This is a genomic window from Actinomadura mexicana (assembly GCF_900188105.1).
GTDB classification, from domain to species: domain Bacteria; phylum Actinomycetota; class Actinomycetes; order Streptosporangiales; family Streptosporangiaceae; genus Spirillospora; species Spirillospora mexicana.
The window spans coordinates 89,118-110,895 of the sequence record NZ_FZNP01000002.1 but is presented as its reverse complement, the minus strand read 5'-3'; the positions used below and the strand labels follow the sequence as shown (position 1 = coordinate 110,895).

At 71.1% G+C, this 21,778-nt stretch carries 15 protein-coding genes; 11 read left to right on the top strand and 4 right to left on the bottom strand.

Annotation, left to right across the window (positions count from 1 at the left end):
• Window positions 1-434 precede the first annotated feature (434 nt).
• Window positions 435-1,796: a M20/M25/M40 family metallo-hydrolase gene (locus CHC11_RS04915; protein WP_089310405.1), complete on the top strand. Its 1,362-nt coding sequence runs from the start codon at window positions 435-437 to the stop codon at window positions 1,794-1,796.
• 177 nt (window positions 1,797-1,973) lie between these two features.
• Here CHC11_RS04915 and CHC11_RS04910 read toward each other — a convergent pair whose 3' ends face one another.
• The 4 genes from CHC11_RS04910 to CHC11_RS04895 all read right to left on the bottom strand — a co-directional run bounded on the left by CHC11_RS04910 (window position 1,974) and on the right by CHC11_RS04895 (window position 5,459).
• Complete coding sequence (locus tag CHC11_RS04910) at window positions 1,974-2,945, bottom strand: DMT family transporter (RefSeq protein WP_089310404.1); 972 nt, start codon at window positions 2,943-2,945, stop codon at window positions 1,974-1,976.
• A 639-nt stretch (window positions 2,946-3,584) separates the two neighbouring features.
• On the bottom strand, window positions 3,585-3,827 hold the full coding sequence (locus CHC11_RS04905; RefSeq protein ID WP_089310403.1) for a hypothetical protein: 243 nt from the start codon (window positions 3,825-3,827) through the stop codon (window positions 3,585-3,587).
• A 68-nt stretch (window positions 3,828-3,895) separates the two neighbouring features.
• Window positions 3,896-4,876: a 3-oxoacyl-ACP synthase III family protein gene (locus CHC11_RS04900; RefSeq protein ID WP_089310402.1), complete on the bottom strand. Its 981-nt coding sequence runs from the start codon at window positions 4,874-4,876 to the stop codon at window positions 3,896-3,898.
• A gap of 34 nt (window positions 4,877-4,910) precedes the next feature.
• Complete coding sequence (locus CHC11_RS04895; protein WP_143226930.1) at window positions 4,911-5,459, bottom strand: GNAT family N-acetyltransferase; 549 nt, start codon at window positions 5,457-5,459, stop codon at window positions 4,911-4,913.
• Window positions 5,460-5,675: 216 nt separating this feature from the next.
• Here CHC11_RS04895 and CHC11_RS04890 point away from each other — a divergent pair, with 216 nt between their 5' ends.
• The 10 genes from CHC11_RS04890 (at window position 5,676) to thrC (ending at window position 21,750) form a co-directional block, all read left to right on the top strand.
• Window positions 5,676-6,836: an acyl-CoA dehydrogenase family protein gene (locus CHC11_RS04890; RefSeq protein WP_089310400.1), complete on the top strand. Its 1,161-nt coding sequence runs from the start codon at window positions 5,676-5,678 to the stop codon at window positions 6,834-6,836.
• Window positions 6,833-8,092: a class-II aminoacyl-tRNA synthetase family protein gene (locus CHC11_RS04885; RefSeq protein WP_089310399.1), complete on the top strand. Its 1,260-nt coding sequence runs from the start codon at window positions 6,833-6,835 to the stop codon at window positions 8,090-8,092. Before CHC11_RS04890 ends, CHC11_RS04885 begins: the two co-directional genes overlap by 4 nt.
• The gene (locus CHC11_RS04880; RefSeq protein WP_089310398.1) at window positions 8,089-8,946 is read left to right on the top strand and encodes a 3-hydroxyacyl-CoA dehydrogenase family protein; all 858 of its coding nucleotides are present in this window, start codon (window positions 8,089-8,091) and stop codon (window positions 8,944-8,946) included. Before CHC11_RS04885 ends, CHC11_RS04880 begins: the two co-directional genes overlap by 4 nt.
• A 37-nt stretch (window positions 8,947-8,983) precedes the next feature.
• Window positions 8,984-9,286 carry an acyl carrier protein gene (locus CHC11_RS04875; RefSeq protein ID WP_089310397.1) on the top strand — a complete coding sequence of 101 codons (303 nt, stop codon included), beginning with the start codon at window positions 8,984-8,986 and terminating at the stop codon, window positions 9,284-9,286.
• 3 nt (window positions 9,287-9,289) lie between these two features.
• Entirely contained in the window at window positions 9,290-10,339 is a 1,050-nt protein-coding gene (locus CHC11_RS04870) for a TauD/TfdA family dioxygenase (protein WP_089310396.1), read from the top strand.
• Window positions 10,339-11,373 carry a TauD/TfdA family dioxygenase gene (locus CHC11_RS04865; protein WP_179278690.1) on the top strand — a complete coding sequence of 345 codons (1,035 nt, stop codon included), beginning with the start codon at window positions 10,339-10,341 and terminating at the stop codon, window positions 11,371-11,373. The genes CHC11_RS04870 and CHC11_RS04865 overlap by 1 nt, the downstream gene beginning before the upstream one ends.
• A 74-nt stretch (window positions 11,374-11,447) precedes the next feature.
• Entirely contained in the window at window positions 11,448-15,896 is a 4,449-nt protein-coding gene (locus tag CHC11_RS04860; protein ID WP_089310395.1) for a condensation domain-containing protein, read from the top strand.
• A 29-nt stretch (window positions 15,897-15,925) separates the two neighbouring features.
• Complete coding sequence (locus tag CHC11_RS04855; protein WP_089310394.1) at window positions 15,926-19,099, top strand: non-ribosomal peptide synthetase; 3,174 nt, start codon at window positions 15,926-15,928, stop codon at window positions 19,097-19,099.
• Window positions 19,100-19,139: 40 nt separating this feature from the next.
• The gene (locus CHC11_RS04850) at window positions 19,140-20,408 is read left to right on the top strand and encodes a pyridoxal phosphate-dependent aminotransferase (protein WP_089310393.1); all 1,269 of its coding nucleotides are present in this window, start codon (window positions 19,140-19,142) and stop codon (window positions 20,406-20,408) included.
• A 10-nt stretch (window positions 20,409-20,418) separates the two neighbouring features.
• Window positions 20,419-21,750 carry a threonine synthase gene (gene thrC, locus CHC11_RS04845; protein ID WP_179278689.1) on the top strand — a complete coding sequence of 444 codons (1,332 nt, stop codon included), beginning with the start codon at window positions 20,419-20,421 and terminating at the stop codon, window positions 21,748-21,750.
• Window positions 21,751-21,778: the final 28 nt, after the last annotated feature.

Sequence of the window (21,778 nt, the reverse complement as noted above, 5' to 3'; positions counted from 1 at the left end):
CCCGACCATGCCGCTGGACAGGGCGGACCGGTTCTACCGGCAACCGTGCGGGACCGTTGACACTGTCTCGGACCAGCGCGACGTGCGGGCCATACCGAACGCGGAAAAGAGGCCATCTGCCCACTCCGCCGTTAAGAATCCGAAATCAGAGTTCGCCTCGGAATCCAACGCAGTCTGCTGAACGCTCAATCCAGCCGTTTTCCCTATCGGCATCCCGTTCCGGCCGGATGACCCGGCCGGAACGGGTGGCCATTGGCCTGGCCTTCCTTGCGAGCTTGATCACGATTTGGTTTGCAGACGGTAAGAGTCTTGTCGGTTTAGTGGCGATTTTGTATGTTCGCCCCAACCGGGGGAAGTCCGTTGTCCCGTCGTCCGTTGCCGACTCGACATCCGAGGCCGGCGGCGCCGGCCGCCAATCTCCCCGAGGAGACGCCATGTCCGAGGTCAAACGCCGTGATCTGCTGGCCGGGGCCGCGGCCCTCACCGGGTTCGCGACCGTCGGCCTGCTCCCCGGCACCGCCGCGGCCGCCGCCCGGCAGCGCCCCGGTGCCCTCCGGTCGCCCTCCCTCACCCCCGGCGACCGGGCGGTGGTCGCCCGCGTCGACGCCCGCCGGGCGCTGCGGCACCTGGAAGTGCTGAGCGACGAGATCGGCTGGCGCATCGCCGGCACCCCGTCGGAGCACCGCGCCGCCCGCTACATCGCCGGACGTCTGCGCGATCTCGGCTACAAGGTCGAACTGCAGCCCTTCCCGGTCGCCGACAAATACCTTGCGGAGATCCGCTCCCGGGGCGAGCGGGCCTGGCAGTGCAGTGCCTCCCCGCAGGGCGCCGTCGCCTCCGTGCAGGGGACGGTGGTGGACGTGGGCCAGGTCACCGAGGTCACCGGTGATGTGCGCGGCAGGCTGGTGCTGTTCGACCGGATACCCGGCAAGGAGACCGAGCAGGCCAAGGCCGCCGCGGGCGCGGGAGCCGCGGCGGCGCTCATCGTCAACGCGCGCTCGGTCACCTATCCCGAGCGCAAGGCGGGCTCCTTCGTCCCGACCCTGAACGAGGCGGTCGCGACCCCGGTGCTGGGCCTGGCCGAATACCACGGCGAGCGGATCCGCGCCGGCGCCCGGCGGCTGTCCTTCGCGGTCACCCACCACTCGGGGCTGACCTCGTACAACGTCCTGGCCGAGCGGCGGGCGGCGCTGCCCAACCCGACCGGCAAGGCCGTCATCGTCAGCGCGCACTACGACAGCGTCCCCGGCTCACCCGGCGCCAACGACGACGGCAGCGGAACCGTGCTGTGCCTGGAGCTGGCGCGCGCGCTGAAGCGGCTGCCGACCCAGCAGGCGATCCGCGTCTGCCTGTGGGGCTCGGAGGAGAACGGCCTGGTCGGTGCCCGGCACTATGTGAAGCAACTCGACGCGGCGCAGGTCGCACAGATCACCGGCTGCTTCCAGAACGACATGGTCGCCACCAGTCATCCCCCGGCGGGCACGTACTGGCTGCTGTCCGTGGACGGCGCGGACAACACCACCACGGCCGCGGTGAACGCCGCCGCGCACCGGCTCGGCTACGCCGGTCAGACCAAGGGCCCCACCGCCCGGGGCTCCAGCGACCACGAGGCCTTCTACGAGCGCGGTATCCCGGCGGGCAACTTCAGCTGGCGCGGCGCCGAGGCGCCCAGCCAGCTGGAGCCCTTCTACCACACCCCCGAGGACACGATCGCCCAGAACGTCAGCCTGGAACGGCTGCAGGTGTCCCTCGAACTGATCGGCTGCGCCCTCTACGACGTGGCGCGCCGCAAGTAGCGAAGAAGGGCGGACGAACGCGGCCCGCGGACTCGGGACGACGGCAGGACGGCACATGGGCCGCCGAACACGCCGCGCACACGAAAGTGCGGCGGGGAGGTTCGTCCTCCCCGCCGCGGTTGCCGGGATCAGCCCTCAGGCTTCTCCTTGTTCTGGACGCGCGTGGCGCGCGTCAGATCAGCGGCCGATCCTGGCCGGGAGGCCGTCGAGGAACTTGGAGAACCTCGGCGACGTCTTCGGGTCCGGGATCCGGGCGCGCGTGGCGCCCACTTCCGCGATGATGACCAGCAAGGCCCCGAACCAGTTGAACAGGGACGGGAACTGGCCGGCGATCATGCCGTCGACCATTGCCAGCCCGTTGTCCGCAGGCATCACGCTGGCGTGGGTCGTGACCGTCAGGCCCCGCTTCCATGCTGCGTTGATCATCAGCAGGGCCACGACGCCCACGGCGCCCGAGACCGAGCAGACCCACCAGGCCTCCCCGCTCACGTGAAGCAGCGCACTGGGCTCCTCGGCGGAGAACAGCATGCCGGTGAGAAGGAGCACGGTGGGCAGCCTCGCCAGCGTCGCCACGGTGTTCACCTCGTCCTTCTGGAGGCCGGAGGTGGTCGTCGCGTAGACGTGGTAGGCGAGTGCCACCAGCCCGATGAGCCCGAAGCCCACGAGGTCGCCGGACCCGAGCCCGTCGACCAGCAGGAACACGGACGCTGCGGCCATGAGCGGCCATATCAGCGCACGCATCATCCGGGCCCGGACGATCCTGAAGCTCGCCGCGGCCATCGGGCCGAAGACGAACGCCAGGCACGTGATCGTCCCGTAGGGGACGAGCGTCATGGCCTCCCTCGCTGCGACGAGGCTGACCACGCTCGAACCGCCGATGGCGAGCGCACGCCACCACAGCGGCCATCCGACCTTCAGGTTCGGCCGGACGACGCACCACAGCAGCGCCGTTCCCACAACGGTCTGCAGGAAGGAGGTCATGATGGCGCCCTCCTCCTTGATCACGTTGAAGAAGAGCTGGAGGATGACGCCGGTTTCGCCGACGACGAGTGCTGCCACCACGAGGGCGGCGAGTCTGCCCTGCGGCGGCGGGGCGGCTTTGCTGGTTTTACCCAGCTCGGCCGTCTTGTCTCGGTTGGTGAAGCCCATTTGGACTCCCCTTTCGGTGCATGGGTGCACCAGGAAGTCCCGGGTTGTCAGCCCGGCTCTCCCTGGTTGCACCTGGTGAACAGTGCAACTCTCTGAGAGAGCCGGAACGGGCTCTTCTTTGAGTTGAAACGGATGGTAACAGGATGATCGATTCGTCGAAAGTGATATATTGTCAAGTGTGTAAGCCCCTCTTGATCGCGGCGGACTTGTCACCTGTCGGCAGGGGCGCACGTTGACGGCGGATCGGTCTTGGTGGCGTGGAGCGCTCATCGAGTACTCCACCCGGTGCATGAGACCGGTCCGCCGTTTCCCGTCTTCGCAGATCACAGGCCCTGGCAGGACGTGAGTCGACCCAGGACGGCCGCTATTTTGGATCGTTCCTAAAAAGGTCGGCCGGGTCGCTTCCGGAGTGGCGGCGCCGCAAAGCCCGACCGCCCGCCGGGACAGTCCGTTGACAGCGCGGCGGCTCGCGCGTGACCACAGTCGGACTGATCACGCTCGTTCGGGAACTCGTTCGAACGTTCCAAGTCGTGCGGTCGCTAAAAGACAGTCCTTATCGGGTCGTCAATGTCCAGGTCGATTCGCGATGGGCGTCTCCGGCCCGGCGGTGCTGCGGCATTGGCGCCGGCATTGACCGGTTCAGGAAGCGTCATCGTCCACGGGTCCGCCGGCCTCACCTGCTATGCGGCAACCGGCGAGGCTGGCCATGTGCACGATGCCCCTGTCGTCACGACGGAGTTCGTACACCCAGAGTGACAGATCCAATTTGAAGACGGAGGCGACCAGGACGTAGCGGTCGCCGGCGCGGTCCTCAATGATCAAAGACGGATGCACGGGAATGCGGATGTCGGCGGGCTCGGGCACGGCAGGAAACGGCGTCATCTCTCCGCCTTTCGGGCGTTGGCGAGACGGTCTTCTCTCCGGGCCGGGTGGCCGCGGACCCGCCAGGGTCAGTACCAGGTGAGGAGCACGGACCCGGCGGTCATTCCTCCACCGATGGAGGCGAGCAGCACCCGCTCGCCCCGCCGCAACGGCCGCCTGGCGTGTTCCGCGGCGAGCGTGATCGGTATGGACGCGGCAGCGGTGTTGCCGTAGTGCGGCGCCGTCAGCGCGAGCTTCTCGCGATCGAGGCGCATCGCCGCCGCCAACTCCTCGACGAGGCGGACGTTGCCTTGATGGAAAACGATTCTGTCTATCTCCCGGACGGAGACGCAGGCTTCGTCCAGCGTCCGGCGCACCACTTTCGGCACGAACTCGAGCGCCCATTCGCGGACGGCCCGGCCGTCCATCCTGAAGAGGTGCTCCCCGTCCGCCAGCCGATCAGGGGTGAGCGCCCTGCCGGTGCCCCCGGCCCTGATGTGGACGTGCGCGGCTCCCGCCCCGTCCGCCAGCAGGGACGACCCGGCCATGCCGTACCCCTCCGGCACCCTGCCGACCAGTGCCGCGCCGCCGCCGTCACCGAAGAGGCTGACCGTGCGCCGATCGGTCCTGTCCATGATCGCGGAGTACTTGTCGGCGCCTATGACCAGCACCAGCCGCAGGTCGGTGCGGGCGGCGAGGAACGCCTCGGCGATGGTGAGCGCGTAGAGGAAGCCCGAGCAGACGGCGTTGACGTCGAACGCGGGAACGTAGGCCAGCCCGAGCTCTTCCTGGACCAGCACGGCGGTGGACGGTTGCGGCCGGTCAGGGGTGGAAGTGGCGACGATGATCAGACCGACGTCGCTCCTGGTCTCCTCGTCGTCGAGAAGCGGGCGTGCCGCGTTCACCGCCAACGTCGAAGTCGGCGTGCCGGCGGGTGCGTAGCGGCGTTCGAGGATGCCGGTCTTGCGCTCGACCCAGTCCGGTGCGGCTCCCGACCATGCCGCGATCTCCGCATTGCCCACGACCCGCTGCGGAACGTGGCCGTTCACCGAGACGATGCCGGCGGCCATCACGGGCTCCGGTGCATTCCGCCCTCGGGCTTTCTCATGTCCCGGCCACCTCGACCAGGCGCGGAGTCTCGCGTGGCTCGGCCCGCCGCTGGAGCAGCACACCCGAGGGCTGGTCCGGCCGATGGACGATGCGCACCAGCTCCCATCCCTGCCGCAGGTAGTAGTCCTGGAGGGGCTTGTTGCCGGTCCACGCGTCACCGCGGATCCAGTGGGCTCCGGCCTTGGCCGCCCGGGTGGCGGCCCAGTCCACCAGGTCGGCCCCGAGTCCGGTGCCGGCGTTCTCCCTGGACACAAGGGACAGGTAGATGTACCGGTGGGGTTCGGCCTCCTCCTCCGGCCGCCAGAGGCCGGGGGGCGTGTGCGGCTTGATGGTCACCAGGCCGGCGGGCCTTCCCCGTTCGTCGACCGCGCACCAGGTCTGCCGGTGGTGGATGGACGCCAGGATGGCCGCCTTCATCAGCTCGGGTTCCAGGCGGGGCTCCTGCCATTGGTCGCTGCCGCGCTCGGCCAGCCATCTCAGGGTGCTGTCGTATATGTCCAGCAGCGCGCCGAGATCTGCCGGGGTGGCCATCCGTAACAGCACGCTTTCTCCTTAGTGAAGACGCCCATCAGTTCTGGAGTACACGCCTACGGCTGCTCTAACAGATGCACCCGAGCGGGACGGGCGGGCAAGTCCCGCGTTTGCGTGACATGCCCGGGGCGAAGTGAGCAGACATGATCTGCATGTGGGTCGCCCGGCGGCACAAACGCGCATCGTTCGCCAGGTGCCGATCGCCGGCCATGCCCCAGGAGGTACTGCGTGGATTTTGCGATGACCCCGCGCCAGCAGGAGCTGTGTGCGGAAACAGTTCGTTTTGCACGCCAGGAGCTGGGCGGCCGCACCGGTGAATCCGACAGGTCGGGAAGCCTCGACACCGACGGCTGGAAGAAGGCCGCCGAGTTCGGGGCACTGGGCTGGCCGGTGCCCCGTGACCACGGCGGCTCCGGGCTCGATCCGCTCACTTCGGCGCTGGCCTTCGAGGCGCTCGGCTACGGATGCTCGAACAACGGCCTGCTCTTCGCGATCAACAATCATGTCTGGGCCTGCGAGATCTACCTGGTCAAGCACGGCACCGAAGGCCAGAAGGCCCGCTGGCTACCGGAACTGTGCAAGGGAACCGTCATCGGTGCGCACGCGCTGACCGAGCCGCAGGCGGGTTCGGACATGCTGGCGCTGGCCACCACCGCGCACCGGAGTGGCGCGGGCTGGGTACTGAACGGGACCAAGACCTTCATCAGCAACGGACCGTGTGCCGACCTCTTCGTCGCCTTTGCCCGGACCAGTGAGTCGGCGGCCCCCGAGCGCGCGCTGTCGGCGTTCCTCGTCCGCGCCGACGCACCGGGAGTGCGGATCACCCGCGAGCTGGAAAAGGCCGGGCTGCGCGGTGCCCCCATGGGGGAGATCCATTTCTCGGACGTCCGGCTCGAGGCGGAGCACCTGCTGGGCCGGGAGGGCGCCGGGCATCAGATATTCACGTCGACGATCGAGTGGGAGCGCGGTTTCCTTTTCGCCAGCGGCGTCGGGACAATGCGGCGACTGCTGGAGACGTGTGTCGAGCACACTGCGAAACGCGAGCAGTTCGGCCGGTCGATCGGTTCTTTCCAGGCCGTGTCCCACACGCTGGCCGACATGCGAATACGGCTTGAGCTCGCGCGGCTGATGCTGTACAAGTTCGGCTGGCTGAAACGCGAGGGACGGCTGGCCATGCTGGAGTCGTCGATCCTCAAGCTCGTCGTCAGCGAGGGCCTGCTCGAAACCGCCCTGGAGGCGGTCCAGCTCCATGGCGCCCGGGGCTACCTCACCGAGGGCGGGATCGAACGGGAGCTGCGCGATGCGCTCGCCGGCACGATCTATGGCGGTACGTCGCAGATCCAGCGGTCGATCATCGCGAGCCTGCTCGGTCTGCCGGGTGCGACATGAGCGAACCCGCGAGCGGGCACGGCCGGCCCGGACCGGGGACGACCGAGCACACCGTCCCGCTGCCTCGCCCGGTCCCCGCCGAACTCGCCACCGAGCTGGCCAGACGGATCTTCTTCGTCTCCGAGGACATCGTGGGCTTCCGGCTGCTGCACGGCCAGGACGAAGCCGTGGACGCGGTGGTGCTGCGGACCGGGGCGGCCGAGCCGGCCGCCGCGCTCTCCCGCAAGCTCCGGCAGATGGTGCGCACGGACGTCCTCGGGCAGCTGGCCCGGCCCGCCAAGGTGATCTGGCGATCGACGCGAACCGCGGACACGCGGCCCGGCGTCTTCGGAGCGCTGGCGGACCGGGGTGCGGCGTTCGAGACGGGCGAGGGGCAGGTCGCGGTCGGCGAGCCCATTTTGACGATCATGGACCGATTCGACGGCCTGCTGCGGGACATCGCCGTCACGGAGTTCGGTGCCGCCGAGTTCCGCTATCCCACGCTCGTTCCCACCGGGGCTTTGCAGCGCAGCGGATATTTCTCGGCGTTTCCCCAGCACGTCATGCTCGCCACCCGGCTTCAGGGCGACCTGGACGTCTACCGGAAGTTCACCGAACGGGACCATGACGACGGGAACGTCGGCGAGGCGATGCTCGCCCACTGCCGCAATGCGGACTACTGCCTGCCGCCGACCATGTGTTATCACACCTTCCATCAGTACGCGGGGAAACGGCTGCCGTCGTCGGCCATGGTGGTCAGCGCCCGCGGAAAGTCGTTCCGGTACGAGGGCCGTTACCACGCATCGCTGGAGCGGCTCTGGGACTTCACGATCCGGGAGATCGTGTTCATGGGGGAACGCGACCAGGTCCTGGACCGCCGGGAGCGCTTCCTGCAACGTGCCATAGAGCTGGTGGACCGGTTCGGCCTTCGCGGACGCTGCGAGGTGGCCACGGACCCGTTCTTCGGCGCTGTGGACGGCGCGGAGCGGATTTCCGCGCAACGGCTGCTCGAACTGAAGTACGAGCTGCGTTTGGACATCGCCCCGGACGCCACCGTCGCCGTCGGGTCGTTCAATTTCCACGAGCAGCACTTCGGGAAGGCGTTCGACATCACCGGCCGTGACGGCGGACCGATCTGGACCGGGTGCGTGGGGTTCGGGCTGGAGCGGCTGGCCTACGCCTTCGTCTGCCAGCACGGGCTCGACGAGAGCGACTGGCCGGAAGGGTTGCACGGCGGCGAGAGCGGTCGCCCGCACGGGAGGGGAATCGATCGATGATCCACGCGGTCGGAGTCGTCGGCGCCGGCACCATCGGCACCGGAGTCGCCCATGCCTTCGCCGAGGCGGGGCACCCCGTCATCCTGGTCGACACTTCCGAGGAGGCGCTGAAGACCTCCAGGGAGACGATCGCGGAGAACGCCCGGCTGCTGCCCGTGGTGGCCGGCCGGCCCCCGGCGCGCACGCCCGGCGAGATCCTCGCACTGATCACGCCGACCACCGACCTGGACGACCTGCGCGGGGCCGGCTACGTGGTGGAGAACGTGACCGAGAAGTGGGCGGTCAAGAAGGACCTCTACCGCGCTCTGGACCGCGTCTGCGGGCCGGAGTGCGTACTGGCGGTCAACACGTCGGCCATCCCCATCACCAGGCTGGCGGGTCGCACGAGCCGACCGGACAAGGTGATCGGCAACCACTTCATGAATCCGGTTCCGATCATGCCGCTCGTCGAGGTCATCCGGGGCGTCCACACGAGCGACGCGACCCTTGAGGTGTCCCGGGCACTGCTGGCCGGCATCGGCAAGGAGACCGTGCTCGTGGGCGACTCCTCCGGTTTCGTCACCAACCGCGTGCTCATGCTCACCATCAACGAGGCGATATTCCTGCTGCACGAGCAGGTGTCCTCGCCCAAGGACATCGACCGCCTCTTCAAGAAATGCTTCGGCCACCGGATGGGGCCTATGGAGACCGCCGATCTCATCGGTCTCGACACGGTTCTCTATTCGCTGGAGGTCCTGCTGGACGAGTTCAAGGATCCGAAGTACCGGCCGTGCCCGCTGCTTCGCAGATATGTGGACGCCGGTCGGCTCGGACGGAAGACCGGACGGGGTTTCCATGTCTATGACCACGGCTGACGCCGGCTCGTATCGACGAGGAGGAGGGCAGGGACGCATGGACGGTGAACCCGGCGGGAACCCGCGGGCGCCCGAAGACGAGCGGGTGCTCGCCATGGTGCGGGAATTCGTGTTCCAGCACACCGGGGGAGTGCCGATCGCCGACGATGTCGACATCTTCGCCACCGGCTACGTCAGCTCCTTGTTCGCGGTGCAGATCCTCACCTGGGTCGAGCGCACCTTCGATCTCGCGGTGGCCGGCGACGATCTGGACATGGCGAATTTCCTGAGCGTCGATGCCATCACCCGGTTCGTGGTGGGGAAGCGCGCCGTCGCGTCGACCGGGACGATCGGAGGATGACTGATGGCCGGTCATGCCGGACGGGTCCCGTCCAGCGGTACGGATGCGGCCGCGGCCGACGGGAGGCCGAGCCTCATGCGGGTGGACGGCGTCGCCGACGCGGCCTCCGCGGGGACCTGGTTGGCGGACAACCGGGCGCAGATCCTTGCTGAGCTGCGCCGCCATGGGAGCCTGATGATCCGCGGACTCCCGATAGCGTCCCGTGAGCATTTCGTCGCGGCACGGGATGTGCTCCTCGACGACCACCTGGAACTTCCCCGGGAGGAGACGACCCCGCGAACCGGCTACGGGAACGGGATCTTCTCGGCCACCGATCTGCCCCCGGTGCAGCGCATCCGGTTGCACTGTGAGGACAGCTACAGCGTGGTGTTCCCGGGAATCCTGCTGTTCTGGTGCCTGGTTCCGCCTGAGCGGGGCGGTGCCACCACCCTGGGCGACACCCGCCGGGTCCTGTCCGCATTGCCCGCCGACCTGGTCGACCGGTTCAGACGTCGCGGCTGGATGATCGTCCGGAATTTCCAGGAGCATATGGGAATGCCGTGGCAGCAGGCTTTCGGCACGTCGGACCGCGCGGCCGTCGAAGAGTACTGCGACCAGTACCAACTGGGCTATGAGTGGCTGCCGGGCGACCGGCTGCGCACCAGCGGAGTCCGCTCGGCCACGGTCCGGCATCCGCTGACGGGTGAGGAGAGCTGGTTCAACCACGTCGCGGTGTTCAACGAGTGGACCCACGATCCCGAGACCCGGGAGATCCTGGTCGCCGCGTGCGGTCCGGACGGGCTGCCGCAGAACACCTACTACGGCGATGGCTCGCCGATCGATCCCGCGGACGTGGCCGTCATCAACCGGGCCTTCGACGAGGTGATGGTCCGCGAGAGCTGGCGGCGGGGCGATCTCGTGCTGGTGGACAACCTCCTGTGCAGCCATGGCCGCGAACCGTTCACCGGGGACCGCCGGGTGCTGGTCGCCATGGGCGAGCCGCGGCGGATGGCGGACTGCTCGCCCTCGGGGCCGATCGGTCCGGCGGCGGCGCGCGGATCAGGGGAGGAGTGATGGACGTGACGGTGAACGACCAGGCCATCGCCGGACTGGGACTGTCCGTCGCAGAGTCCGGGCCGCCGATCGCGCCGGCGGACGGGGCCACGTCCATGGCGGCCGCCTGCGAATGGCTGACCGAGCGGCGCGGTGCCTTGAGCGCGGCGCTGGCCCGACACGGATGTCTGCTGCTCCGGGGCCTGCCCATCGCGAGCGTCCACGACTTCGCCGAAGCGCGCGATGTGCTGCTCGACCAGAGGGTGAGCTACCGGGAGAAGGCGACACCGCGCAGCGACTACGGCGAGGGGGTCCTGTCGTCCACCGACCTGCCCAGCGCGCAGGTGATCCGGCTGCACAACGAGAACAGCTACACCCTGGACTTCCCCGGGATCCTGCTCTTCGGCTGCCTGGTCCCACCGGAGGAGGGCGGGGCCACCACCGTGGCCGACACCCGGGAGGTGCTCGCGCGGATCCCCCCGGAGCTGGCCGACCGCTTCCGGCGGCTGGGCTGGGTGCTCGCGCGCAACTACCGTGAACATGTCTCCCTGCCCTGGTCGACGGCCTTCGGGACTTCCGACCGCGCCCGGGTGGAGGACTACTGCCGTCGCAGCTCCATCGGATACAGGTGGCTGCCCGACGGCGGGCTGGCGACGACGCAGCGGCGGGCGACGACCATCCACCATCCGGTGACGGGCGAGGAGGTGTGGTTCAACCACATCGCCTTCTGGAACCAGCACTCTCTCGACCCCGAGATCCGGGACGTGCTCCTGAGCAGCTACGGACCGGACGGGCTCCCCTTCGACACGTTCTACGGCGACGGCTGCCCCATCGACGCCGAGGACGTCGCCGCGCTGAACGCCGCGTACGACGGCGCCCAGCGCCGGGAGCCGTGGCGGGCGGGCGACCTGCTGCTGGTCGACAACATCCTGTCCTGCCACGGCCGCGAGGCCTTCCGCGGCGATCGGAAGATCCTCGTCGCGATGGGCGAGCAGGTCAGTCTGGCCGACTGCCGGCCCACGGTGGAACCCGCTCCCGACCCGGTCGCCGGCTGAGTCCGTCGGCCCGCGGGCCGACGAGCCGGTCGATCGCCACTCGCTCTCCCAGTCCCCCCGAAGGTGGGTTACCGATGCGCCCCGACCAAATCGAACGGATCTGCCGGCTGACACCGCTGCAGGACGGGATGTTCTTCGAGGCGCTGCGCAAGCAGGACTCCGGCGAGACGATCTATCAGCTCTGCCTGCGGCTGGAGGGCCCTCTCAGCCCGTCGCTCCTGCGGGAGTCCTGGCGCGCGGTCCTGCGCCGGCACCCGATCCTGCGCACCTCGTTCCATTACGAGCGGCTGGACCTGCCGGTGCAGGTGGTGAGCCGTGACGCGGATCCCGCATGGCGGGAGTCGGACTGGCGAGGAACGCCCGCCGATGAGATCGAGCAGCGGCTGAACGCCATGCTCGACACGGACCGGACCCGTCCCTTCGAACTCGGGCAGGCTCCGCTGATGCGCCTGGAGGTGGTCCGGGTCGCCGACGAGGCGTGGTGGTTGATCTGGTCCTACCACCACCTCCTGCTGGACGGATGGTCGACCTATCTCGTGCTCGACGACGTGTTCGGCTGGTATCGGGAACTCGCCGCCGGACGGCTGCCCGAGCGGCGGGAGCCGAGACCGTTCTGGGAGTACGTCGCCTGGACCCAGCGGCAGGATCTCGGGAAGGCCGAGCGGTTCTGGCGCGATCGCCTCGCCGGATTCACCTCGCCCACGCCGATCGGCGAAGCGCCCGTTGATCTCCCGGACCGGGACGGGCCGGAGTTCGGCGAAGTCCACGCGACCCTGCCCGCGGAGGTGTTCTCGGGTCTGGAGGCGCTGGCCCGGACGCGGCGGCTGACCCTGGGCACGGTGGTCCAGGCGGCGTGGGCGTTGACGCTCAGCCGGTACAGCCGGCGAGAGGACGTCGTGTTCGGCTCGGTGGTCTCCGGCCGTCCCCCCGAGTTCGCCGGCGTGGACGACATGGTGGGGCTGTTCATCAACGTCCTCCCGGTCCGGGCCCGGGTCCCCGGAGACGCCGCGCTCGCCGATTGGCTGACCGATCTCCAGGCGCAGCTGGCCGACGGCCGGGAGTACGACTACAGCCCGCTGGCGCACGTCCAGCGATGGAGCGAGGTACCGCGCGGCACCGCGCTGTTCGAGAGCCTGGTCGTCTACATCAACTATCCGGTGCGGCCCAGCTGGACCGACGGGGGGACGGTCAGGGTCGCCGACCTGCGGGTCATCCAGCAGCCGCACTATCCCCTGCACCTGACGGCCGTACCCGACCAGGGGCGGTTGCGGATGGTCCTCGGCTACGACCCGGCGCGCTTCCGGCGGGGCACGGTCGAGCGCGTCCGCGACCTGGTGGTGGAGATCCTCACCATCGCCGCCACCGATCCCGAACGCCGCGTCGGCGAACTGCCGGGGTGGCCGGAACCCGGCGGGCGGGCCGCCGCGGACGACGCGGTCACCGCGACCGGCGTTCCGGCCTCCGGACGGGCCCTCGATCGGCTGACCGGCCAGTGCCGGCGCACCCCGGACGCGCCGGCGGTCATCTGCGGCGATCTCACGCTGACGTACGGGGAGCTGGATCGTCGAGCCGAACGCCTCGCCGATGAGCTGCGCCGCTCCGGGGCCGGCCCCGTCGCCGTCGTGCTGGGCCCGTCCGCGGAGCTGGCGGTCGGCCTGCTGGCCGTGATCAGAGCCGGCGGTACGATCCTGCCGCTCGACCCGGATGACGGCCCGGAGCGGATTCGCGCCGCGGTGGGCGCCGCCGGTGCCACGCTGGCGCTCTGCGACGGCTCCGGCGCCGACCGGCTGGCCGAGATCGACCGGCCGGTCGCGACCGACCGGCTGACGGTGGACGGCGACCTGCGCCTCCTGCGTCTGGGGGAGGCGGAGTACCCGGGCGCGAGGCCCGATACCGGGCCCACCCCGGCGGGGGGCACGGCGGACGCCTCCCTCGCGGCGCGCTGGGCTGTGCTGGGGCATGACGCGCGGGAGCCGGCGGCCACCCTGATCAGGTACGACGCGCTGGCAGAGCTGCTGCACTGGATGGGCGAACACTTCCCCCTGTCCGCCGGGGACCGCGTCGCGCACCTGCGCTCGCCCGGTTCGGCGGAGTCGGTCCGCGACGTCCTCTGGACGATGTCCTCCGGTGCGGCGCTGGTTCTCTTGCCGCCCGCTGCCCGGTCGTCTGCCGGGGCGGCCCCGGACGTCCCCGAAGAGGTCCTCGCCGAGAACGAGGTCACCGTTGCCGTCATTCCCGGCTCGCCACCGGACTCGTCCACCGTGGCATCCGCCCTCGGGCGGTGCCGCTCGCTGCGCCTCGTCTTCGCCCCCGGCCCGCTGCCGACGGCGTCGCGGCTTGAACTCACCCAGGCGACCGGAGCGGATCTGGTGGAGGAGTACCGTTTCCCCGATCCGGTGCCCCAGAGCTCGTTCTGGCACGCCGGGACGGGGGAACTGCTCGCGGCGCCGGTCGCGGCGCGCCGCCGCGGCCATGCGCGGGTCCTGCCGTCCCCGGCCGACGCCGGCGGCCCCGTGCCGGCGAGGAACGCAGGCGCCCGGCAGTGGGCGGCGGAGGCGGCGCTGGCCGGGCATCCCGGCGTACGGGACGCGGCGGTGACCGTGGGAACGGGGCCCTCCGGCGAACCACGGCTCACCGCGTATGTCGTCCCGGCCGGCGACTCCGCGCACGGCACGCCGGACGCCGCGGAGCTGGCGGAGTTCCTCACGCGCCGGCTGCCGGCACGGCTGGTGCCGGCGACGTTCGTCCCGCTCGCCGACATGCCGACGGCCCGGGACGGGCAGCCGGACGTGGCCGCCCTGCCGGCACCGGAGGACGACGGCGGGCGGGACGCCCCGCCCGTGGCGTCGCCGGCCGCCGTGATGGCGGAGGTCCTGACGGGCATCTGGGCACAGGTCTTCGACCGCGCCCCCGGCCTCGACGAGGACTTCTTCGACCTCGGCGGTCACTCGCTCCTCGCGATCAAACTGGTGTCGCGGATCCGCTCGGCCGTGGGCGTGGACTTCACCCTCAACGACCTGTTCGGCGACCCCACGGTGATCGGCACGGCGCGCGCCGTGATGGCGGCGCTGCGCTCCGGGGACACGCTGGAGCCGGAACGGGCGATTCCGAGGTGCGACCGGACCGGACCGATTCCGGCGTCCTTCGCCCAGGAGCGCCTGTGGATCCTGGACCGGCTCGGAGGCGCGGCGCGGCACGACAACATCCTGCTGCCCTGCCGGCTGCGCGGGCCGCTGGACGTGCCGGCGTTCCGGGCCGCGCTCGCCGCGGTCATGGAGCGGCACGAGATGCTGCGGACCTGCCTGGGCGAGATGGACGGACGTCCGGTCCAGGTCGTCCACGGGTCGGTGGAACCGCCGCTCGCCGTCAGCGACCTCTCGTCCCTCCCGCTGCCGGAGGCCGAGCGCGGAGCGCGCACGATGCTGGAAGAGGACAGCGCCCTGCGCTTCGACCTGTCGGCCGCCCCGCTGTTCAAGGTCCGGGTCGTCCGGCTGAACGACGACGACCACGTGATCGGCATCTGCCTGCACCACGTGGCGATCGACGGCTGGTCGACCGGCGTGCTCTTCCGCGACCTGGGCGAGTACTACCAGAGGTTCGTCACCGGACAGGCGGCGGCGCTCACGCCGCTGTCGGCGCAGTACGCCGACTTCGCGACCTGGCAGCGCCGGCGGCTGACCGGCGAGCCGCTCGACGAACTGCTGCGGTACTGGACCGGGGAGCTCAGGGACGCGCCGGAGCTGCTCGAACTCCGGCCCGGGCGGCCGCGTCCGACGGAACGTTCCTACGAGGGCGGCCGGTGCGACGTCGACCTCACGCCCGACGACCTCCGGATCGTGCGCGGCCTGGCCCGGCAGGAGGGCGGCACGCTGTTCATGGTCCTGTTCGCGGCGTTCGCCGTCCTGGTGGCCCGGCGCGCCGGCCGGCGCGAATTCGTCATCGGGGTGCCGGTGGCGGGCCGCTCCCACCCGGATCTGGAGGATCTCGTCGGGTTCTTCGTCAACACCCTCCCGTTACGTCTCGACCTCTCCGGGGAACCGACGTTCCGCCGCCTTCTCCAGCATGTCCGGCGGGTCCATCTGGGCGCCCTCGCCCACGAGGATCTGCCGTTCGAGAGGCTGGTCAGCGAGCTCGGACCGGACCGCGCCACGGACCGCTTCCCGCTGGTGCAGGTGGCGTTCAACTTCCAGAACGCGCCGTTCGCGCCCCCGCGGTTCGGGGAGGTGGAGGCCACCCCGTTCGAGACCGAGCACGAGGTGGCCCGCTTCGACCTGGTCGCCGAGCTCTACGAATGGCAGGACGGCGTGCACTGCATGTTCCACTACTCGGCCGATCTGTTCGAACCGGCGTTCGTGGAGCAGCTCGCCGACGAGTACCTCGACCTGGTGCGGCGCCTGACCGCCGAACCGGACGGCCTGGTCTTCGCCACCGCGGACGGTGCCGCGGACGTGCCCGCACAGGTGCGGCAGGCGTTGGACACCTCAAGCGTGAACCGGCTGCGAGCCCTGTCGGGTCAGGGCTGAGGCCGCGGCGAGCCGATGGGAGGACCGTGATGACGACGCAGGGGCCGGTGAAGTACGGCGACGCGACCGGCGCGCGACCGGGCCGGGTCGCGGACGTCTTTCCGCTGACCGCCTGGCAGCAGGTGGCGCTGCTGGCCGATCCCGGCCGGACCGGCGAGGTGAGCGTCGCGTTCGAGGGCCCGTGGGACAGGCCCGCGCTCATCCGCGCGCTCGCCGATCTGGTCAGGCGCCATCCCGTACTGCGCAGCACGGTCGACCTGCCGCCGTCCGGCGGACCGGTGCACCTGGTGCATCCGGCCCCGGCCACGGACCCGGCCGAGCTCGCCCTTGACGGCCGGCCGCGAACGCGGGCCGAAGGCGGCGAGGTCGCCGATCTGCCGACCGGCCCGCTCGGCCTGCCCGCTTCCTCGTGCTGCACGGTGCGGCGATCGTCCGGTGGCGGGGTGGAGGTCTCGCTTCGGCTCGCCGGGCCGATGCTGGACAGGCGCAGCGGCGCGCTGCTCACCACCGCCCTGCTTCGCGGTTACGCGGCAGAGCTCCGCGGTCGGCGGTCCGCGGACGCGCCGCCGGTGACCGGGATGCGCGACATGGTCGCCGCGGAGTGGGGCGCCGTCACGGCCGAAGCGACGAGGTACTGGCGGCGAACGCTGGACCGGGCCGCGGACGGCCTGGCCTGGCGGACGCCCGACGTCTGGGGAACACCCGACGCGACGGTCGCGCGGGGCGTTCCCGCGGTGGCGGCCCTGGCCCCCGACCTGGTGGCGCGGCTGCGGCGGACCGCCCTGATGCTGGGGACCTCCGGGGACGCGCTGCTGCTGGCCGCCTACCTGCGCGTGCTCGCCCTGATCGCCGGCACCGGCACGGCGGGGGCATGGCTGCTCGACGACGCGCGGGGACCAGCGGGCATCGACGGAGAGGCTCTGGGAGACTTCCGCTCCTTGCTGCCGGTCTCGATGTGCTGCGATGTCCCGACCTGGGCGTCGCTCGTGGAGCGGACGGGCGCCGCACTGGCGGCCCACCGGCCGTACCGGCTCTTCCCGGTGGCCGAACTCGTCGACACGGGCTCGGTCCCGGGTGCGCTGTTCGAGTACTGCGAGATGCCGCCCGCCGCTCGACCGCCGGCCGGCGAACTGCCGGGCGCGGTCGACCGCACCGTCACCGACTCTCCCGTCGCGCCACTGACCCTCACCGTGGAGGACGCCGCCGAGACCGGCGGCATGACCCTGCGGCTGTTCCGGCACGGCGGCGACCCCGCCGAGATCCTCGGCTACTACCTGCGTGCGCTGACCGAGATCACCGTCGACGCGGAACGCGATCCCCGCTCCAGCGCCCCGCTGCTCGGTCCCGTCCCCGCCGGATCGGTGTCCCTACGGCCCGCCGAGCCGGCGCCTCCCTCGTCCGCGGCCGCCGAAGACCCGGTCACACTCCACGGACTCATCGCCCGGCAGGCGGCCCGCACCCCGGACGCGCCCGCGGTCATCGACGGGGACACTGTGATCGGCTACGCCGAGCTGTACGAGCGGGCGACCGACCTGGCCGACCGGATCCGAACGGCCGGCGTGGCGCCGCAGAGCCTGGTCGGAGTGCACGTGCCGCCCGGGGCCGACCTGGTCGTCGCACTGGTCGCGGTGCTGGCCGCGGGCTGCGCGTTCCTCCCCCTGGACGTCCGGTATCCGCGGCGCCGCTGCGAGTTCGCGCTCGGCGACGCCGATGCCGACCTGCTGCTGACCCGCTCGGACGCGGCGGACCGGCTCGACTTCGCCGGGCCCACGCTGATCCTCGACCGGCAGGGCGGCGGCCCCGAGGGGCGGCGGTCCCCGCTGGATCGGATACCGCCGGAGTTCCCCGCCTACGTCCTCTACACCTCCGGCTCCACCGGCCGCCCCAAGGGCGTGGTGATGCCGCACAGCGCGGCGGTGGAGCAGATGCGGTGGGCGGTGGAGGCCTTCGGGCTGCGGCCCGGCGACCGGGTGGCGCAGCGGACGCCCGTCGCCTTCGACGCCGCGCTGTGGGAGTTCTTCGCGCCGCTGAGCTGCGGAGCGGCCGTCGTCACCGTCCCATCGGGGGCCGACCGGGACATCGCGGCCCTGGAGACGGTCCTCACGGAGGGCGCCGTCACCGTCCTGCAGGTGGTGCCGAGCCTGCTCGCCGTGCTGGCCGAGAGTTCCACGCTCACCCGGTGCCCGGAACTGCGGCTGCTGTGCTGCGGCGGTGAGGCGCTGCCGCAGCGCCTGGCGGACGCGGTGATCGGCGACACCGGAGCCACGCTGCTGAACCTCTACGGCCCGACCGAGACCTGCGTCGACGCCACCTGGTGGCGGGCGGAGGCCGGGGCGCCGGGGACGACCGTGCCGATCGGGCGCCCGGTCACGGGTGTGCGGCTGTACCTGCTGGACGAGCTGGGCGAACCGGTCCCCCCTGGAACCCCCGGCGAGATCTTCATCGGCGGCGCCCAGCTGGCGTGGGGCTACCGGGGCCGCGCGGGCGAGACCGCCGAACGGTTCGTGCCGGACCACCTGTCCGGCCGGCCCGGAGACCGGCTCTACCGTACCGGGGACCGCGCCCGCCGCCTGCCCGGTGCGGAGCTGGAGTTCCTCAACCGGACCGATGACCAGGTCAAGGTCCGTGGTGTGCGGACCGAGCCGGGCGAGGTGGAGGCGGCGCTGGCCGACCATCCGCGAGTACGGCACGCCGCTGTCGTCCCCTACCGGGACGGAGCCGGGGAGGCGTCGGACGGCGTCACGCTGACGGCGTTCGTGTCCTGGGCAGGCGGCCCGCCGGCCGAGGACGAGGACGCGGTCGCCGAACTGCGGGACCACCTGCGTGGACGGATTCCCGAGGCGATGGTGCCGACCACGTTCATCACCCTGTCGGACCCGCCGCTGCTGCCCAACGGAAAACTCGACCGCCGGCGGCTCCGGACCATCGACGCCGCCGGAAACGGCGAGAGGTACCGGCCGCCGGCCGAGCCCGTCGAGGAACGGCTCGCGTCCGGCTTCGCCGAGGTGCTCGGCCTGGACGCGGTGGGGAGGTCCGACGACCTGGTCTGGCTGGGAGCCCGCCCGCTGCGGGCACTGCGGCTCGCCGCGCGGGCCGCCCGGGAGGCCGGCGGCCCCGTTTCGGCCGCCCACGTCCTCAGCCGGCCGACGGTCTCCCAGCTGGCGGAGGCCGTCGAACCCGACCGACGCCGAGGCCCATCGTGATCAGCCCGGATCATCTCATTCGCCGGTCCCAGGAGGCATCATGACCGTTCGACAGGACACCCGGCCGCACACGCTCGCGGGGAGCCGGCTGCGTCCGGCGATCTCCTTCGAGGACGAGCGGTTCCTCATGTTCGTCCTCGACGAGATGGCCGACGACTACGAGCAGCGGTACGACGACGTCATCCGGCTCACGCTCGGCAAGTCCGAGCTGCCGCCGGAACCGCCCATCATCGCGGCCATGCTGGACGCGGCGCAGGACTACGGCAAGGCGAGTCTGGTCTACCCCGGGGGGCTTCCGCAGCTGCGCCGCCGGCTGTCCGCCGAGTACCAGAGTCGCTACGGCGTCGAGGTGCCGGCCGAACGTTTCGTCGTGAGCGTGGGCACCAGCATGGCGTTCCGGAATCTCACCCAGCTGCTCGTCGGCCCGGGCGACGAGGTGGTCGTGCCCCTGCCCTACTACCCGCTCTACCCGTTCACCGCACGACTGGCCGGCGCCGGGGTCCGGCATTACCGCGTCGACCTCGACACGCTCCAGGTGGACATGGACTCGCTGGCCGAGGCGATCACCGAACGGACCCGCATCGTGGTGGTCAACTCCCCCGGGAACCCGCTGGGGAACGTCGTCGATCCCGCAGCCTTCCGGCGGATCGACGAGATCGTCGCCGGTCGCGCCGTGCTGATCGCCGACGAGATCTACAACAACGTCCACTTCGACGACGAACCGTATTCGGCCATCGCCCTGGCGGACGAGATGACCAGTCCGCTGGTCGTGACGAACGCGTTCTCCAAGGCTCACCGGATGTACGCGCGGCGGGTCGGCTACGCCATCGTCCCGGACGAGCTGGTACGCCCGCTCACCGTCATCCAGCACCACACCCTTCTCACCACCGACCCGGTGCCGCAGTTCGGCGCCATCGCGGCGCTCGACCACCAGGACGGCGTGCGCTCGCTGACCGGGCGCTACGGCGCCCGGCGCGATCACACGCTGGAACGCTTCGGCGAGGTCCCCGCGGTGCGGGCCGTTCCGTCCCGGGGCAGCTTCTATCTGACCCTCGACTGCGCCGAGTACCTGCGCCGGCACGACATCCCGGGTTCGCTCGCCCTGGCCGAGCACATCATGCGGACGACGCGGGTGGCGACCGTGCCCGGCTCGGACTTCGGCTTGCCGGACACGCTGCGGCTCTCCTACACGTCCGCCCGCTACGAGGAGGGCATCGACCGTCTGGCCGGCTTCTTCACGGGAGTCCCCCCGGAAATCGATGCCGTCGTCGATGCCGATGTCGACGCCGACGTCGTGCCACGAGGTTGAGGGACCGGCGATGACGCCGCCGGTACCCGCGGCCGGCGCCGCCGGCACGGACCATCTGCGGTGGCAGTGCTCGCGGTGCGCCGCCTTCTCACCGGTCGGCGACCTGCGCTACGCCTGCACCCGGTGCCGGTGGTCCGGCAGGCTGACCCTGGTCATCGACTACGAGCGGATCGGCGCCGGCCGGCCGCCCGCCGACGTGCTGCTCACCGACGAGCACTCCCTCTGGCGGTACGCCCGCCTCCTGCCCCTCGGCGCGGGTGGAGGCGGTGCCCGCCGGGTCAGGTCCCGGTACGTGGCGGGCTGGACCCCGATGCACCGGGCCGACCGGCTCGCCCACCGGCTGGGGCTGGGCCGACTGTGGATCAAGGACGAGGCCGGCAACCCGTCCGGCGCCCTCAAGGACCGGGCCAGCGTCGTCGCGGTCGCCGACGCGCTCGACCGCGGCCGCAACGTGATCGCCACGGCGTCCTCGGGCAACGCGGGGGCCGCGCTCGCCGGAGCGGCCGCGGCGGTCGGACTGCGGTGCGTGGTCTTCGTTCCCCGCGGCACGCCGCCGGCGAAGGTCACCCAGATCAGCCGGTACGGGGCGCGGGTCCTGGTGGTCGACGGCGACTACGACGCCACCGTCCGGCTGAGCACGGCGGCGTGCCGGCGATGGGGTTGGTACTGCCGGAACACCGCGTACAACCCGTGCACCGCCGAGGGCAAGAAGACCGCCGCTCTGGAGATCGTCGAGCAGCTCGGCTGGTCCGCGCCGGACGCGGTGGTGGCACCCGTGGGGGACGGGAACATCCTGGTCGGCCTGTACCGGGGGCTGTGCGACGCCCGGGCGATGGGCTGGATCGATCGCATGCCGCGCCTGATCGGGGTGCAGGCCGCCGCCTCGCCGGCGGTTCACCGCGCCTGGGCGCGGGGCGCCGCGGACGTCCGCCCGGCGCCGGCGGGCACGCGCGCCGAGAGCATCAACGTCGGGGAGCCGCAGGACGGATTCCGGGCGTTGGCGGCGGTGCGGAACACCGCGGGACTCATGGCCGCGGTGGAGGATGAGGAGATATTCGCCGCGGTCGACTGGCTCGCCGCGGAAAGCGGCGTGTACGCCGAGCCGGCCAGTGCGGCCGGGGCCGCCGCACTGCCCGCGCTGGTGGCGCGGGGAGAACTCGGGAGTGCGGACCATGTCGTCCTGCTCAACACCGGCAGCGGCCTGAAAACCGCGCCTTCCGCGAACGGTGGAAGCGCGATCCCGGTGGCGGCCGACCTGCACGCCGTCGCCGCCCTCGGCATGCCCGACGCGCTGGACGCCGATAGTGAAGTTGACCTTGACGAGCTAGAACAACAATGGTAACGGAACGACTTCCCGGTATCGCATGTCA